Source organism: Marinifilum sp. JC120 (assembly GCA_004923195.1).
GTDB lineage: Bacteria > Desulfobacterota > Desulfovibrionia > Desulfovibrionales > Desulfovibrionaceae > Maridesulfovibrio.
Map to the genome: position 1 here is coordinate 17,793 of RDSB01000023.1, position 15,854 is coordinate 33,646.

The following is a 15,854-nucleotide window of genomic DNA, read 5'->3' on the forward strand; positions in this document are numbered from 1 at the left end:
CTATAATTCCCCACAAATCAGCTCAAAAAGGAAAGCAGATGGCCGCAGTAAAAAGACACAAGACCGCATATAAGGGCGTGTTCTACCTAGATAGTAAAAATAAAGTCACCGGGGTAAAGGAAAAGATCTATTACATACGCTACTATAAAGATGGAAAGTCCATTGAAGAAAAAGCCGGGCGCCAGCATCAGGACCAGATGACACCCGCCAAGGCTAACCGTTTGCGTGTCCTGCGCATTGAAGGGAAGATTGACTCCAATAACGAGCGCAGAAAGAAAGTTCGGGCGGAGCGCAACAGAATGACCGTTGGCCGGATCTGGGAAGCATTTTATGACGCCAAACAGGAAAACAAAAGCATCAATGATGACCGCAACCGCTGGCGGAGCTACCTGCTCAAGGATTTCGGGAAAAAGATTCCTGAAGAAGTAGTCACTACCGACATCGACCGTCTACGCCGCAAATTGCAGAATAAAGGGCTTGCCCCCGGAACAGTCAAGCAGGGGCTTGTCCTGCTCAAACGCATTTTAAATTTCGGAGCCAAGCGAGGGATGTGTCAGCCAATCAATCAGGCAAAGCTTTACTTCGAGATGCCAAAAATAAACAACATCAAAACGGAAGACCTCACGCCCAGACAACTTTCATCTCTCATGGAGGCCATTGAAGCCTCATCAAATAAACCCGCTGCGGACATGATGCTTATGGCCCTATATACAGGCATGAGAAAAGGCGAAATATTTAAGCTGAGATGGAACGACATTGATTTTAATCGTGGCTTCATCACACTGGGAGACCCTAAAAATGGAACAGACCAGCGCATACCTTTGAATAACTCAGCAAGATCTGTTTTAGAAAGCCAGCCCAGAAAAAGTGAATACATTTTTCCCGGCAGAAAAACCGGTCCCACAAAAGAAATGCGCATCCCCTTCCGCAGAATCTGCGATAATGCCGGTCTGCCCAAAGATTTCCGCCCCATGCACGGACTGCGGCACGTTTTCGCCTCTACTCTCGCCAGTTCGGGACAAGTGGATCTGTACACCTTGCAAAAACTGCTCACTCATAAGACGCCGTCTATGGTACAACGGTACGCCCATTTACGTGATGATGCCATGATGAAGGCGAGTGAAGTTGCAAATAGTTCTTATAGGGAAATGACAAAAAATATGACGACAATCCAGAATCATCAAAATGAGAAGTAAGAAAATGCCTAACAACTCTCCGCACCAACTATTTTTAATTAAACTTTGACACCCTGATAACGACCCCAGTATTAATGTTATTCGCAAAACAACTAAAAACATTTAACATGGAACGTGCAATGCTTGATGAAATATACGCCGACTACCAACAACTCGACAGTATAAACTTTACAGTTATCACTTCTCAGCTACAATGGCTCCCTCTATTTAATGACGATCTATACCTTGGCATGCAAGCAATGAATATAGGCATCGTTGACACGACTCTCACTCAAGAAGAAATTGGCTTACTACAGGAATACATTAAGATTGAAAGAACTCCCACGGAATATGCTTTAACTGTTTCGGCGATGTCTCAATTATGGATCTTTGGGTTATATGAAGTACTGAGACTGTGGCGAGAAAGACGATATGAATTCGACAAATTATATAAAAACGGCGGAATAAGCTCCAAGCTTGCCCACTGGGAAAAAAGTGAAGATGAAAACCTCACGACAGCGATCAGAAGTCGGCAGCTTAAAAAATATGAGGAAGATGAATCATATAGGGCTAATATTAATGGCGTTTGGAGTAAAATAGAAAAAGTATACAGATTAGTTGAACTCTTTCGCATGAACCTAGCCAAGCACTGCGCACCGGGAAAAAATAACGCTATCCCACGCGCTCCGGGATATGGACGAATTAACATGCAATGCGGTTCGCTTGACTACGAATTGATAACTAAAGATAAGTCGTACGCCTATCTAAACCGAAGGAACATAGCAGACAAATTACGGCAAGCTATTCTTGATAGCTCTGAATACCGAAATTTCTAAAGAACCCTCTGCCCCATCTCAGTCAACCGATACTTCTGATTTCGACTATTGGGCTTGTCGGGAATGGTCATTTCCTCAAGCCCTTCTTCCAGTGCGGGCTTGAGGTAAAGTTCCCTAAATGACTTGCGCTCTTTGAGAGCCCAAGGCGCAAAGAAAACCGTCTAAGGCGCAATAGGCTGCTGAATAGAAATGCCAAGATAGGCACACGCCTCTTCATATACATCAATCTCTGAATCAACCCCGACCTCGAAACTGACAACAAGGGCATATGGAACTTCTACATCAAGATGTCCTGCTTGTTGCCTACAAATGATACTGGCTTCAATATCATCATTCAAAGCAACCGCCTTAGTTCCTTCGTATATATTATGAATAAGTGTCCCCCGTTCTATAGTTGTATTCGGGGCCTGAAGTTGCTTCTTCCTTTCAACTCCACATTCACCTGCTTCTATATTTAGATCTAAAACAGCCTGTCGATATTGCTGGTGCCTCGAATTAATAGGCGAAAGCCATGCTAAGGTTGTAGTAAGCGTTCTGATCTCCTTTTTTGCGGAAAGGGATGGAGGCAAAGGAATGCGAACCTTGTGGCAACGGTCAACAACAATATTATCCCAAAAAATTAGAGTTGCACGCTGAGCAGTACAAGAAAGAACACGAGAAATATCAGGACGTCCCATCCCTAATAGCCTAGCAATATTAGTACGTCTCGGTGAATGTTGATATCTTCCTATCGGCTCAATGAGTTTATCGAGTTTATCTAGGTCCTTCGGCCACCGGCAACCATGAGCAAGCAAAGCTTTTAACATTACAGCTCTATGAGACTGCGGAACAAATGACTCAGGAAATCTATCCTCAAGCTCATCAAGCATCTCATTTAGCTGAATTGCTTTTCTAGTTATTAGTGCAGTTGCATTACTGGTCCCGCAAAGATTCGTCGTAGCATTTGAATCCCCGGCCACAGATGGGGCGGCAACTTGTTGTCCACTATAATTAGTTGGCTGTACCAATGGAACTATCGCACAACAGTCCCCATTAGGCATTATTCTGCCTAAAATACGCCCCCCATCATAAAACAAATCTGGTTTTATAGCTCTTTTATGACCTAGCCCGACAGCAGAAATAGGGCTTGGCCCATTTTGCTGAGGAAGAACATCGACAAGCGTCCGAGGATGACCGGCTTCACAAGCATCGGCATGCCAAGCACCAACAGTCATAGCATTTATAGCTTCAGCAGGAGGCAGTAATGTTCTATTTCTCATATCCAAAGCAATCGATTTAAAATAGCAATCCTGTAGTTCGTCTTCAGGTAAATCTTCAAATGCTCTAATGCTTTGTTGAGAAGGAAAGTCTAACTTATGAGAATGATTGCCAGCACTTACAACAAACAGGACTTTATATTTAAACGCGAGATAATCAAGCACTTTTGCCCATGGGCTAATCCTATTTGCATAAGGAGCTTTAGGATCTCCCAGAGAATGATTTATCACAACAACATCTGGTGCTGTTGCTTCATGCCCATCTACGCCTTCCTTTAAACGTTTTACTGCATTATAGATAACATCTATTGCAAGCTGATCATCAGGCGTTGTCTCTTCAAGTTCCCCCCTATCATTTTTAACGGTTTGCAAAACTGGTATAACAACTAAATTGGTGTCAAGTGAAGGCTCATCATCATTATGCAAATCCCCGTGTAAAATTAATGAAGCCATTGCCGTCCCATGATGACGATTATTCGCTGGGCACCTTGCTTCAATATTCAAAAAATCATCCACGCTAATTCGTCCTGAGAGGCAATTATGTCTGGCATATGGATAACCATCTATTAATGCTGCTACAGGATCAGTAAGACTCTCCCCCTTTGGAATATCAACGGTTCCTATGGATTGAGAAGAAGGACATAAGGCCATGGCCCTAGGACTTAAATGCATTATTGCATCAAGTTTTGCAAAAGGATTAGTTTCGACATTTTTTAGAAAAGAAATATCCTCATTGGATAATTCCGCAAGGACACCGTAATATTGGACTTCAGGTATTCTTGAAGAATGGACAATGCGCCCCCCTAAATTTTCTAATACAGTACGAACTTCTACAAGTGCTGCTTGTTGCTTTGCTGTAGAATTAGAAAACCATAAATCCATTTCAAATAAAAAATTTTTCTCACGACTTGAATCCATCCAGAACTCAACATCTGTGATAAAATTATCTGTGACCCTATCTTGTGGTCCCCATGGACGAACATCTTTTAAATTAGCAAAAAGCGTTTTCCACTGACCTTGCCCTGTTTCGAATGATTTACCTTCTTGATACCTACGCCATAAAGAATAAAGTTGCTCCATCGCTTTTAAGTCAGGCATTGCAAGGTACACAACACCAGAAACAGACTTATCTTCTTTCGCGCCAGTTTTCTGCGAAGTGTAATAGAAATCTTCATCAGGATCATATTCTTCCTCAAATGATCCTAAGAATTCTAATCCAGCCGACTTTGCCGTTTTGGCAAAATCGGACAATAAACCCACTACCTCAAAAACTAATGCTCTATCAGGTGCTATACCAGTTGGGTCATCCTTTAACTCTAACCTAGCGTTAGGCTTACTTAACACAGACCCAAGCCTGCTAAATTTAGGGGAAAATTTATTAAGCTGGCGTTGATGCTCGGGACGATTTACCGGACGAAAAATTGGCTTTCTTTTGGGACGCTGTATGTTTTCTTCTCTTGTCATCCAAAGTAGAGGTTTTTCTGTCATAACGGACGCTCCTTATAAAGTAAGCGAAACAACTATGCTTCGCCAGTAACAATTATCCTAAATGCTATTTCAATATTTACAAAAAAAGGCACAACAAAATGTTGTGCCTTGTCTTAACTACTTGGAGTATAGCGTGTTTTCCATTGTTGAAGACGAGAACCTATAATCTCTTTCAAAACCTTTTCCCCCATAGAAAGAATGTATCTACGACGAATATCTAAACAAAAATCTTCAGCTTCGGCATAACTTGTTCCACAAAGATGTTTAGCCAACGTTGAAGGTTGGTAACCAGAATTTTCTTCAAATTGATTTAAAAATATTGAAAAATATGCTTCTAAATTTTTACGAGTTGGTCGAGGCAGCTCTAACCGTGCTTCAAAACGTCTCCAAACAGCTTTATCCAATAACTCAGAATGGTTTGTTGCAGATATGACAACAGTATAGCTAGGAAGATCATCAATTTGCAGCAACAAAGAGCTTACAACTCGTTTGATTTCACCTGTTTCATGCGTATCGCCGCGTTCTTTTCCAAGAGTATCAAATTCATCAAAGAAAAGAACGCAAGGGGTTGTCCTTGCGTAGTCAAATATGCTTTTCAAACGAGACGATGTTTCGCCTAAAAATGAACCAATAACTGTTTCATAACGAACAACAAAAAAAGGAACGTTTAACTCATAGGCAAGGGCTTCGGCTAGGGACGTTTTTCCATTACCTGGGGGGCCAGCCAAAAGAAATTTATGACGGGGTTCTAATCCATGCGAGCGCAAAACAGAAGCCCTGTGTTGCTCCTCAATGATCTCTCGACAAAGATCCATGCAGGGTTGAGGTAAAAAAAGACTATCAAGAGAACGTCGTGGGGTATGCTCTACAATAAAATCTTTGCCGTTCCGGCTTCCATTACCATTACGAACGGGTCGACGCGACAATTCATTCGCAGGAGGACGCACTGGAGCATTCTGCAAGGAAGCAGTCAAACGGTCAGCAAGAATATTATGCTGCTTAGCACGCTCCTCAGCAATAATAGCCTCGGTAACTTTTTTTATCCGAGTCCTATCAGCTTTGAGAGCTGCTCTAACTAAATCTATTAATAAATCGCTACGTGCCATGATTATCTCATTTTTATAAAAGCGGTTGTACTCTGATATGTCATTAATGGCAACGTTAACATAGCTTTCCAACCATATGATATTCTGTGAAAAAAATGTTAACTTATATTTTTGAAATTTAATCTCAGTACCACAGATTTAACGCGCTAATCCTTTATGTTTTCTAACCATAACACGCTTCCTCACCGCCCGCACAACCTCCCCAATTCCCTCAAAACACCTTCCAATTCGCTCTGCAAGTCCCGGCAACCCTGAACTTCCTTTTCCAGCTCGACTATCCTTTGCCCTTGTTCGGCTATTCTCTGATCTTGCTGCTTCCACCTTTGTTCCTGCGCTTTCTCCATCCGTGCCATCGTTTCCGATAAGCTCCGACTTAACTCGTTCATGATCTACCTCTGGAGTAAAACGGCTGGCTGGCCGTTGTTTGTCTGTGCTATTTTCAGCTTTGTCCCTTTCGGAAAAACCAGATATTCCTGATCTTTGGCCTGATATGCGTTGATTCCCCATTCTGTAAATTTGCTTACATTCTTTTTCTGTCTTGCTATTTGCGTGCTGATTACCGCTAATTCCTCGTGTTTCCCTTTGATTCTCCAACCGTAGAATCCTGTTATGCAGGCCGACATTATGACCAACAGCAAAGTGGATATGAGATTTGCCAAAATGCTTTGCTTCCAGTGATGTGCTGAGATCTTGGATTGCCTTTTCCTGAGCTTCTGAAGATGGCCTTCCATATCGCTGGTGATGGTATTCAGCTCGCTTTCGGCATACTTCAGCAAGTTCGCGCTCAAGTCTTTCAATGCGCTCTTGGTGACTTGCTCGACCTCCTGAGACTGTGAGTCCATCTTCTCTTTTAATTTCTCGGTCAGCTCTCCAAGATGATTCATATATTCCTCCTTTCAATCGGACACGCTTCTTGTCTTTTGGTAACTCCAAAGTGATGTAATTCTTGCCCTGCCTCGGTATGGCAAAACCAACTTCTTTAAGGGCTTGCACCAAATCATTTCGATCTTTGAGTAATCCATCAGTGATGCCCTGCCCCAAGTAGTCAGTGACGGTCTTTCGAAAATCATTCAGCTTCTTGCCACTCGGAGAATGCATATCTTTTCCCGGCTGATTGAGCCGGGACCGCTTCAAGTCATCAGGCTTTGCCCACTCCATGCGTTCATTCCAGAGGTCACGCCAGACGTCATATTGTTTCTGCCAATTGGGCGGGCATGGATTCATGGCTTTATCCTGCCGGAGTTCCGTTCTAGGTATGATGAAGTGCAACTCATGATGTCCGGCATGACTATGCCGAACCCAAAGGATAGAATACTGATCCGGCTCCATGCCTGCAAAGGCCACCTTTTCAAAGTCATCTATGACCTCTTTTTCTGTCCGTGGTGAAACTTCATCTTCTGGAGCCCACGAGAGCACGCCGGAAGTAAATTTCCATACCCGGTCAGTTGAACCGATCACCTTTTGTACTGTCTCCGGATCTCCACGCAAAACTTCGGGCGGGGACTCATCACGGCCTTTTCGTTTTGGATCGATAACGTAATCTACGGCCATGACTCCGCTCCCCTTTCCGTGTGGGAAGACCTTCATATACATTTCAACTCCTTTTCGACCGCTGAAAGTTCGGCAAGAATCAAAATAGAGTCGGCATTGCTTTTATAGGTATTTGCCCAGCGGGCAATCTGGTTAAGATTATTTCCAATACGAGCGATGTGAAGCAGCTTCTCCCTTTCACGTTTGGTTTTACGAACACGCTGCTTTCCCAATTTTTGGCGAACCAAATCGCCAGTGCTCATTCCTTTAACTTTTGCTTCAGAAGTGATGCTCTTTTTCTCTTCGGGGGTAACTCTGAGATTAATCCATTTAGTGCGTGCCGTGCTCATACTGCCTCCATTTCTCTGGCGTAAACGGAGGGATCGAAGGGAGGCTTGCCTCCCTCGCCAGCCCCAACGGCGGCAGTGGTTGCGCAGCAAACAGTGTCACGTTGGGTAGGCTGGCTATAGACTCCTTTTGGAGTCCCCTCTTGCACATGCACAGCCGGATGAACTTTATAGCTGGGACTCGGTGGACGGCCCGATCCGGCATATTGAACAGGGACCGCGACAATATATCCATACTCTTCAAGCATGGTTATACCCTGCTCAATCTGCTTCTTTTTCGGGAACCGTCCACGAATAGCACGCTGACATTCCCGGCTGGTGAATTGTTTAATCTTCCGATCTCCAATCCACTTCAACGCAGCCTGAGCACAAGAGGTAAGAGCATCACAGCCCATATCATGAAAAGCATACAGGGCATGAGAAACAAGCTTCTTACCCAGCTCGGTAGCCGCCAGCATAACAGACTGTTCAATTTTGGATTCTATTTGATGTGACGAGGCCAAATGAAGCAAACCAGCAAGGCGGGCAACCTGCCCCGGAACCTTGCCCGCCCAATCTGTCATATTTTCCAGACTGTGCCCCGGTCGCAACTCAGCCTCAATGAGCAAGAAAAAACTCTTCCACGACTCATATGCTTCGCCACTAAGCAGCAAAGATTGGCTTTGAACTGCCATATCAGGATTCACTTTGAAGGATAAAAGAAGTTCAACCCGTTCAAGAAAAGCTCGTTCCACTTGCAATGAAACCTGCGGCGGCTCCGCTATTCGAAACCCAAGCCGACTCTGCCCAAAGAAATAAAGAAAACGGGCCAGAAAACCGCGTCCTCTAAATTCTGGATTACCAGCCATGCCTCGCAAAACATCAGGCTGAGTTGTAACGCAGATAGTCAACAATGGATGCTTCAGCCCGATATACTGCCCATGTTTACGATCCACGCGACACGGTTCACCGCTGAATGCTTTCAAAATCAGGTCAAGATTAGGCATCCGGCTGTAGCGACCGGCAAATGTATCAAAAAGGCCGCCTTCAGCCTCAATGATAGACATGCACTCGCCCTGCTGCTCCATGAGCATAGCCAGACACTCAGGGGTGATGTCATCGGCAAGTAATCTTGGAATAGAAAGAAGTTCCGGCAGTTCGTCCTCAAGTTCCCGGATCTCTTGCAGGAGAGAGTTCCTACTTTCAGAGTTCTTTGCCTTGGCGGCCATGTTGCGACGGTGGTCAATTGCCCGCTCCAGTGTCAGCCGCTTTGAACGGACTTCCTGAGCAAGTGGACCAATTACCTTTTCTTGATCGTTCTCCCACTTGGTTAGTGGTCTGCGAGCAGCTTGCGTGACTGCACTTTTTCGTTCACCGGGGGGAAGTGGTGAGAGGAGATACAAATTCAAGGACTCGTGATAGCCCTCTTTAACCTGTATCTGAAACCTCCGCTGCGCTGCGGTTGATAGGACTCCAAATAGATTACAAAGAACCATCTCATACGGAACTTGCAACGATTCACTAAGTTCATAGCTGTAATCAGCCAATACAGACGGCAATGAAATTGAAGATAGTGAAGGCGGAAACTTGGGCCCCAACGGGACAGGGGCCTTATTCCCAAACAGAGATAGGATGTCTGTGCCGGATTCGCTCATCTAGACCTCGGCAAGTTGGCCTGTTCTTCGAGCGGGATCACTTTGCAGGATTCAACATAGATATCCAAATCACTTGCATCATATCCGACACGCCGACCAATTTTGATATAGCGCGGACCTTTTCCAAGGCAACGCCATACTTCTAAAGTACCGGGGCTGAGTCCCAATCTTTCAGCAGCTTCTTTTGTGCTTAACAGTCCTTGCATCGATTTCTCCTTGTTGGTTGGAGGTGTTTGTTATTCGATGTAAGGCAATCACGTTTAACCGAGCTGTTAAACCATCTGGAAGGGTAAAAATTCTGCGCTAGCCCCTCCAAGTTCTGTCGGAACACGACAGGACTTGCGACCAAAAAATTAACATTATCAACACATTAAATATAAATAGAATCAGAAGGGAGCAAGAGTTGTAAAAAGTCTGAATTTTATGGACAGAGCTTGTTACTAGATAAGATTAAGGCCCGAAAAAGCCTCGTTAGGGAAGAGAAACAAAGAATTGGATTAGGCGGGACAATATGGACAAAATGGACAGAAATCGAATTTTGTCCATATTGTCCATTTTGTCCCGTGTTTTTTATTTTACTTTATTGCCTTCGTGCCTGAACTCAGCAGGAAGGTTATCCCGAAATTCTCCGACAACGGTATCAGCAGGACGACTCAGATCCAAATTTTGGATGTAGTCTTTACTTATTACGCTATCTGCAATCGCTTTATACTCTTTGTGCGAGAACTGCTTTTTCGCTGTCGGGTCAGCGACCATTTCAAAAATCATATTTGCAAAGAAGTAGCCTTCCTTTCTTGCGCTTTTTAACTTCTTTTCAGCCTTGCCAAGACGGGCTTCCACTGTCCGGTACTTTTCAAGCTCTTCTTCAAGTTTCTTCATTTTAGAATTTCGCATTATAGTGATCCGCTCGTCTTCTGGTGCGAATCGTGGATATTTCTGTTCGATCTGTTCAACTTCATCAAGATCAAAAAAACAGCGTTCATCAAAAAGACGGTTGGACCTTTCTTTCTGGCGGAAAAAAGAAGAATGGAAAAAGCCAATTTTCAAAATCTTGGCAGAGTTGTTTTCAAACAAAAAATATACGTTTAGACGGGTTTCAAGAATAGCATTCATAAAATCAGCACTGGATGTTCGATTCCAACGAGATCTCAGTTCAGAAGCAGAAATCCTTCTTGCAACTCCATCCTTATAGATATTATTCATCCCTTCTAAAAGATGGGAGATCGCTCTGTTTAACAGACAAATTGTTCCCCAAAGTACACCGGCACAAACAAATGCATAGCCAAAGACCGAAGCATTAGGGGAACTGGGAGTGTACTTGATCAGAATTACAGGGCCCAGCATGCTAAAAAACAAAACAAGCCCCTCTAACAACCTATCTTCAAAGCTCTTATCTTGAAAAAGTGGCCAAATGAGAACTTCACGTTTAACCTTTTTTTCAACACTCTTGGGTTTAGCTTCAGCAGATTGCCCTTTCCCATTTTCAGAAGCATTCACTTCTGCAATTTGGACATCGGCAGCCTTATCATTTGACAATTTACTCATACTCTATCTCCCTATTATCCTATGCGGTTTATTCTCCCTTAACTGAGCTATACTTTATTTACAAATCGCAAAATCATTAAGTTAACTAAGCCCTTAAATAGACATGGGGAACACCAAGTGAAAAAAATTTGAACTTAATCAAACTTTTTTCACTTTTTTTCATTTTATGGGGAAGAGTATGGGGAGAGCTGTTTTAGGCATGAAAAAAGGGCCTTTCGCTTTTTGCGAAAAACCCTTTGATTTCAAGTGGTACCGGGAGCGAGACTCGAACTCGCAAGGCATTGCTACCGGCGGATTTTGAGTCCGCTGCGTCTACCAATTCCGCCATCCCGGCATGCGTGAGGGATTGTTAATATTAGATGAGGTTACGACTGTCAAGGGCATTTAGCAAGATATGAATAACTTGAGCTATTAATTTTCTTATTCGCCGCGGTGCTAACTCCTGTCAGGTTCATACTATACTCTATTGTAAACCGAGTAACTCAGTGCTATTTCTAACTTCCTTTCACTAATTCTAAACAAGAGACTCCCATGATTCCAACCGGCTCGCTCGTCAACGGTGCTGCTATTATCGGCGGTTCCATTATCGGTATTCTCCTGCACAGCAGATTTCCTGAACGTATCCGAGAAATTATTTTCCAGGCACTGGGCCTCGGCGTGATCCTGATCGGCATTCAGATGTCCTTGAAAGTACAGGACATACTCGTGCTAATGTTTAGCCTGCTCATCGGCGGAATCATCGGAGAGCTGCTGCGGCTGGATACCATGTTTGAACGCGGAGCCGGATGGCTGAAAAAGAAAGTCGGCTCCAAAGACACCAGATTCATTGACGGCATGATCACCGCATCCCTGATCTTCTGCATCGGGGCCATGGCTATCATTGGTTCATTAGAAGAAGGGATCAAAGGGGATACCACCATCCTCTACACCAAAGCAATGCTGGACGGCTTTGCTTCCATTGCCCTTGCCTCTACCTATGGCATAGGGGTGCTCTTTTCTTTCATTCCGGTCATTATTTATCAGGGAGCATTAACTATTTTTGCCAGCTCCTTTCAGGAGTGGTTCTCTCCGCTGATCATCGACCAACTTACCGCCTGCGGAGGACTGCTCATCATCGGCATCAGCCTGACTCTGCTTGAAATTAAACGGATAAACCTCGCCAACCTGCTCCCCTCACTTGGAGTTGTCATCGCGCTAACTGTATTTTTAAATTAATTTCATCAAAAAGAAGATGTTTTAAACGTTTTCATCATTGAATATTAATTTTGAATAGGTTTTAATACTCTCATGAAAATCCGCTGGAAAATGCTCATCATCCTGCTGACCTTTTCTCTGACTCCCTTGTTCGTGCTCAAAACCCATGGGCTGAACTCACTGAAGAGACTGGGCTCAGACTTGCAGACCCAGACCCGTGTAACCTTGCTTGAACGGGCCACCCAGAACCTTGCCGATCAGGCCAAGGGTGCCGCGATTATGATTGATATTGAGGAACGGCTCTATCAGACCACCCTGAAGAGCATCCAAGGAGAAGCGGAACTACGGTTGAACGATAACTATACTACCCCACCGGTAGAAAAATCTTTTATCACTACCCATAACAAAAGCTTCAACGAACCGGAGTTAATCAATAACCCGGCCTATAAAAAACGCGCCCTGATGGGCAAAGGGACAAACCGCAGAGGCGACCACACTACTATGGCCGCCGTCCAGCGCGGCGACCTGATAGACCTGCCAATCACGCTAAACCAGATATCTTTCTGGCTGGCCGGAAACTTGACCCGTGAACAAGCGGAGCCAGATATCAAAAAAATTGCTCCGCTACTGGCCGACTTTGAATCTTGTGCTACAGCTTTACAGAACCTCGTTCTATGGCAGGAAATTATTCTTGAGAACGGGCTGGTTGCCAGCTATCCGGGACACAATTCATTCCCCCGCAAATATGATCCCAGAACCCATGAATGGTACAAGGAGACCCGCAAACTAGGCAAAGCAAACTGGACTCTGCCGTCACTAGATGCAACAACCAAAACCCTATGTAACAGGTTAACAGCCCCCCTATATGGCAATGACGGTCAATTCATCGGAGTAGCTTCTCAGGTGATTCCAATCGGGAAAAGCCTGAGCAAGGCCCTTATCACTACCGATGCACAAATAGCAAAAGTAATGATGGTAACTACTCTTCACCGGGATGAAGGGCACCAAAACTCATTGCTGGTAATCGGTAAAATAGGCGAAGATCAGGCAGATAAACTAGTCCGCCCGGCACACGGGCGCTTCTGGCAGGCTCCTCCAGAAAAAGAATGGCTGACCGAAGACAACCCTGAATTCAAAACCCTGATCAAGGACATCACGGAAAAATATTCAGGCGTTCTACAAATGAATTATAAAGGAGTCCCCTCCCTGTGGACATACAGCCCCATAAATAAGGCTATATCCATCCTGATTATCACCCCGGTCCATGAATTTACTGCCGAGGCGGATGAAGCTGAACAATACGTACGAGAAAGCATGGCCAACCAATACGAAGGAACATCGCTGATCGCATTTGCTGTGATATTATCCATCGCTATTGTGGCCTATTTTGTTTCCCAGAGCTTATCTACGCCCATCCGCAAACTTTCCAAAGCAATGATAAAGGTTGGTGAAGGGGATTGGGATGCCCGAGCTGATTTCCACTCCAAAGATGAGCTGGGCGATCTTGCACAAAATTTCAACAACATGGTCCCGCAACTGCGTGAACATTCGAAGATTCGGCAGGCCTTAAGTCTGGCCGATGAAGCTCAGCAATCGCTCTTCCCGCAATCCCCGCCTGATATAGAAGGCGTTGAAATCGGGGCTCGCTGCACCTTTTCCGAACAGACCGGCGGCGATTATTACGACTTTGTAAGCTGCGCGACCTGCGGACCGCGAACTTTTGCCACCGCCATAGGCGATGTATCCGGACACGGCGTGAGCGCGGCCCTGCTCATGACCAGTGCCCGCGCCTACATGCGCGCTCTTTCAGGACGCGGCAAATCGTTGGTAGACTCCACAACAGCTGTCAACAGGCTTATAACCAAGGACTGCGCCCAGACCGGACACTTCATGACCATGTTCGTAGCCATCTGCAATGCAGAGGAAAGAACTGTAAACTGGATTAGAGCCGGACACGATCCCGGACTGATCTACTCTCCGGACAATGACACATTTGAACAACTTCTGGGAGAAGGGCTGGCCCTTGGAGTAGATGAAGACTACCTGTTCCGCGAATATCTGACTCAAATGAAGCAGGGTCAAATCCTCGTACTCTATACGGACGGTATCTGGGAGGCACACAGCCCCGCAGGCAAGCAGTTCGGCAAGGACAAGTTAAAGCAGGTAATCAGAGATAACTGCCATAAACCCGCTCAAGAAATGACTGAAACGATACTTGAAGAAGTAACAAAACATCGAAACGGCCTATCACTGGAAGATGACTGCACAGTAATCGTGGTTAAATTTTTATGAGATATTCAATATACGAACTAGCAACTTACGCTTTTGACCCTCTGCACGCGTTCTGGAAAAACGAAAAGACAGAACGGGCAGTGGCCGGAATACTGATAGCTTGTTTTCTGGCAGCTCTGCTGGGCATTGAGCTTGGCAGGCAAGGACTGCTCCCAGAAGCAATTGCCGCCAAAACCCCCACCAGCCATTACGCTGCCGTGGGGATTGCGTTCACTTTGGTCCTTGTTCTGGAGGTAATCAGCTTTATATTCGTGCTGCCCTGTTCCTTTTCCAAATCCGTAGGCAAGCAGCTAGAAATCCTCTGTCTGATTCTCATGCGCAATTCTTTTAAAGAGCTGGTTAATTTCCCGGAACCGATCACCTTCACCGGGAACATGACTCCCATCTATCAGATACTTTCAGACGGCGCCGGGGCCTTTGTGGTCTTTGTTCTGCTGGGAATATATTACCGTATCCAGAAATCAGGACCGTCCTTAAAACCGTCATTCAAGTTCAGTTACGTTGCCAGCAAAAAACTGGTAGCCCTGCTCTTACTGGGTATGTTCATGGGGCTGGGAGGATACTTATTCTATTGCTCAGCCAAAGGACTGCCTACCTTTGATTTCTTCAGCACATTTTACACCATCCTGATCTTCAGTGACATTCTGCTGGTGCTTATTTCTCAACGATTTCTCCCGGCTTTCCACGCAGTGTTCAGAAATTCCGGTTTCGCGCTGGTTACCCTGCTGATCAGACTTGCGCTTGCGGCCCCACCCTTCTACAATGCTGCCCTCGGGGCTGCCTCGGCCGGATTCGCGGTCATTCTAACCCTAGCTTATAATTCATTTTATCGAAACGAAAAGGAATCCTGATGAAAAGTATATGCATCTTTCTCGGAGCCAATCCCGGCAACGACCCCAAATACGCACAGGCGGCCCGCAACATGGGCCGAGAGCTGGCCAAACGCGGCCTGACCACGGTTTACGGAGGATCACGCACCGGGCTGATGGGTATCCTCGCTGAAAGTGCGCTGGAAGCCGGAGGCAAAGTAATCGGGGTTATCCCGGAAAGCCTCTACAAAATAGAAATAGCTCACACTGATCTTACCGAGCTGCACGTGTCCGACTCCATGCACGAACGCAAAGCACTCATGGCCGAACTTTCCGACGGTTTCATTGCCATGCCCGGAGGAATCGGGACCATGGATGAAATTTTTGAAATTTTCACTTGGGCCCAGTTAGGTTTCCATTCCAAGCCCTGCGGCTTGCTCAATGTGGACGGCTACTACGACAAGCTGCTCTCCTTTCTAAGCGACGTAGTAAAAGAAGGTTTCCTTAAAGATATGCATCGGGAAAAACTTCTTACCGCCGACACCCCGGACCTACTTATCGAATCTTTTGCCACTTACGAGCCGCCCAGCGGATCAAAGTGGGTGGAAAAAGTGGACGTCACCCAGCGCAAAAGCCAATAAA

13 protein-coding genes, 1 tRNA gene and 1 pseudogene are annotated in these 15,854 nt (G+C 45.3%); 6 read left to right on the forward strand and 9 right to left on the reverse strand.

Going from position 1 to position 15,854, the window contains the following annotated elements; genetic code table 11:
- The first annotated feature begins 38 nt into the window (after positions 1-38).
- Complete coding sequence (locus tag D0S45_17975; protein ID TIH12447.1) at positions 39-1,196, forward strand: site-specific integrase; 1,158 nt, start codon at positions 39-41, stop codon at positions 1,194-1,196.
- Positions 1,197-1,315: 119 nt separating this feature from the next.
- Positions 1,316-2,011, forward strand: coding sequence for a hypothetical protein (locus tag D0S45_17980; GenBank protein TIH12448.1), 696 nt, complete (start codon positions 1,316-1,318; stop codon positions 2,009-2,011).
- On the opposite strand, the pseudogene D0S45_17985 reads toward D0S45_17980, so the two are convergent.
- The 9 genes and pseudogenes from D0S45_17985 to D0S45_18025 form a co-directional block, all read right to left on the reverse strand.
- Positions 2,008-2,148, reverse strand: a pseudogene (locus tag D0S45_17985) (cell filamentation protein Fic). The gene D0S45_17980 and the pseudogene D0S45_17985 sit on opposite strands and share 4 nt — an antisense overlap.
- 24 nt (positions 2,149-2,172) lie before the next feature.
- Positions 2,173-4,755: a hypothetical protein gene (locus tag D0S45_17990; GenBank protein ID TIH12449.1), complete on the reverse strand. Its 2,583-nt coding sequence runs from the start codon at positions 4,753-4,755 to the stop codon at positions 2,173-2,175.
- A 113-nt stretch (positions 4,756-4,868) separates the two neighbouring features.
- Positions 4,869-5,861: an AAA family ATPase gene (locus D0S45_17995; protein ID TIH12450.1), complete on the reverse strand. Its 993-nt coding sequence runs from the start codon at positions 5,859-5,861 to the stop codon at positions 4,869-4,871.
- A 138-nt stretch (positions 5,862-5,999) separates the two neighbouring features.
- Complete coding sequence (locus D0S45_18000) at positions 6,000-7,454, reverse strand: hypothetical protein (protein ID TIH12451.1); 1,455 nt, start codon at positions 7,452-7,454, stop codon at positions 6,000-6,002.
- Entirely contained in the window at positions 7,445-7,741 is a 297-nt protein-coding gene (gene mobC, locus D0S45_18005; GenBank protein ID TIH12452.1) for a plasmid mobilization relaxosome protein MobC, read from the reverse strand. Before mobC ends, D0S45_18000 begins: the two co-directional genes overlap by 10 nt.
- Positions 7,738-9,372, reverse strand: coding sequence for a DUF3987 domain-containing protein (locus tag D0S45_18010; protein TIH12453.1), 1,635 nt, complete (start codon positions 9,370-9,372; stop codon positions 7,738-7,740). Before D0S45_18010 ends, mobC begins: the two co-directional genes overlap by 4 nt.
- The gene (locus tag D0S45_18015; GenBank protein ID TIH12454.1) at positions 9,369-9,578 is read right to left on the reverse strand and encodes a DNA-binding protein; all 210 of its coding nucleotides are present in this window, start codon (positions 9,576-9,578) and stop codon (positions 9,369-9,371) included. Before D0S45_18015 ends, D0S45_18010 begins: the two co-directional genes overlap by 4 nt.
- A gap of 364 nt (positions 9,579-9,942) precedes the next feature.
- Positions 9,943-10,917, reverse strand: coding sequence for a hypothetical protein (locus D0S45_18020; GenBank protein TIH12455.1), 975 nt, complete (start codon positions 10,915-10,917; stop codon positions 9,943-9,945).
- Positions 10,918-11,164: 247 nt separating this feature from the next.
- Positions 11,165-11,251, reverse strand: a tRNA-Leu gene (locus D0S45_18025).
- A 197-nt stretch (positions 11,252-11,448) separates the two neighbouring features.
- On the opposite strand from D0S45_18025, the gene D0S45_18030 reads away from it, so the two are divergent.
- From D0S45_18030 to D0S45_18045, 4 genes are all read left to right on the forward strand, one after another.
- The gene (locus tag D0S45_18030) at positions 11,449-12,132 is read left to right on the forward strand and encodes a DUF554 domain-containing protein (GenBank protein TIH12456.1); all 684 of its coding nucleotides are present in this window, start codon (positions 11,449-11,451) and stop codon (positions 12,130-12,132) included.
- 72 nt (positions 12,133-12,204) lie between these two features.
- The gene (locus D0S45_18035) at positions 12,205-14,403 is read left to right on the forward strand and encodes a HAMP domain-containing protein (protein TIH12457.1); all 2,199 of its coding nucleotides are present in this window, start codon (positions 12,205-12,207) and stop codon (positions 14,401-14,403) included.
- A complete protein-coding gene (locus D0S45_18040; GenBank protein TIH12458.1) occupies positions 14,400-15,254 on the forward strand; it encodes a hypothetical protein in 855 nt (284 codons plus the stop codon). Before D0S45_18035 ends, D0S45_18040 begins: the two co-directional genes overlap by 4 nt.
- Positions 15,254-15,853, forward strand: coding sequence for a TIGR00730 family Rossman fold protein (locus tag D0S45_18045; protein ID TIH12459.1), 600 nt, complete (start codon positions 15,254-15,256; stop codon positions 15,851-15,853). Before D0S45_18040 ends, D0S45_18045 begins: the two co-directional genes overlap by 1 nt.
- Position 15,854: the final 1 nt, after the last annotated feature.

Coding starts and splice junctions, on each gene's coding strand:
- D0S45_17975 (TIH12447.1), top strand. CDS start 39: ATGGCCGCAGTAAAAAGACACAAGACCGCATATAAGGGCGTGTTCTAC.
- D0S45_17980 (TIH12448.1), top strand. CDS start 1,316: ATGCTTGATGAAATATACGCCGACTACCAACAACTCGACAGTATAAAC.
- D0S45_17990 (TIH12449.1), bottom strand. CDS start 4,755: ATGACAGAAAAACCTCTACTTTGGATGACAAGAGAAGAAAACATACAG.
- D0S45_17995 (TIH12450.1), bottom strand. CDS start 5,861: ATGGCACGTAGCGATTTATTAATAGATTTAGTTAGAGCAGCTCTCAAA.
- D0S45_18000 (TIH12451.1), bottom strand. CDS start 7,454: ATGTATATGAAGGTCTTCCCACACGGAAAGGGGAGCGGAGTCATGGCC.
- mobC (TIH12452.1), bottom strand. CDS start 7,741: ATGAGCACGGCACGCACTAAATGGATTAATCTCAGAGTTACCCCCGAA.
- D0S45_18010 (TIH12453.1), bottom strand. CDS start 9,372: ATGAGCGAATCCGGCACAGACATCCTATCTCTGTTTGGGAATAAGGCC.
- D0S45_18015 (TIH12454.1), bottom strand. CDS start 9,578: ATGCAAGGACTGTTAAGCACAAAAGAAGCTGCTGAAAGATTGGGACTC.
- D0S45_18020 (TIH12455.1), bottom strand. CDS start 10,917: ATGAGTAAATTGTCAAATGATAAGGCTGCCGATGTCCAAATTGCAGAA.
- D0S45_18030 (TIH12456.1), top strand. CDS start 11,449: ATGATTCCAACCGGCTCGCTCGTCAACGGTGCTGCTATTATCGGCGGT.
- D0S45_18035 (TIH12457.1), top strand. CDS start 12,205: ATGAAAATCCGCTGGAAAATGCTCATCATCCTGCTGACCTTTTCTCTG.
- D0S45_18040 (TIH12458.1), top strand. CDS start 14,400: ATGAGATATTCAATATACGAACTAGCAACTTACGCTTTTGACCCTCTG.
- D0S45_18045 (TIH12459.1), top strand. CDS start 15,254: ATGAAAAGTATATGCATCTTTCTCGGAGCCAATCCCGGCAACGACCCC.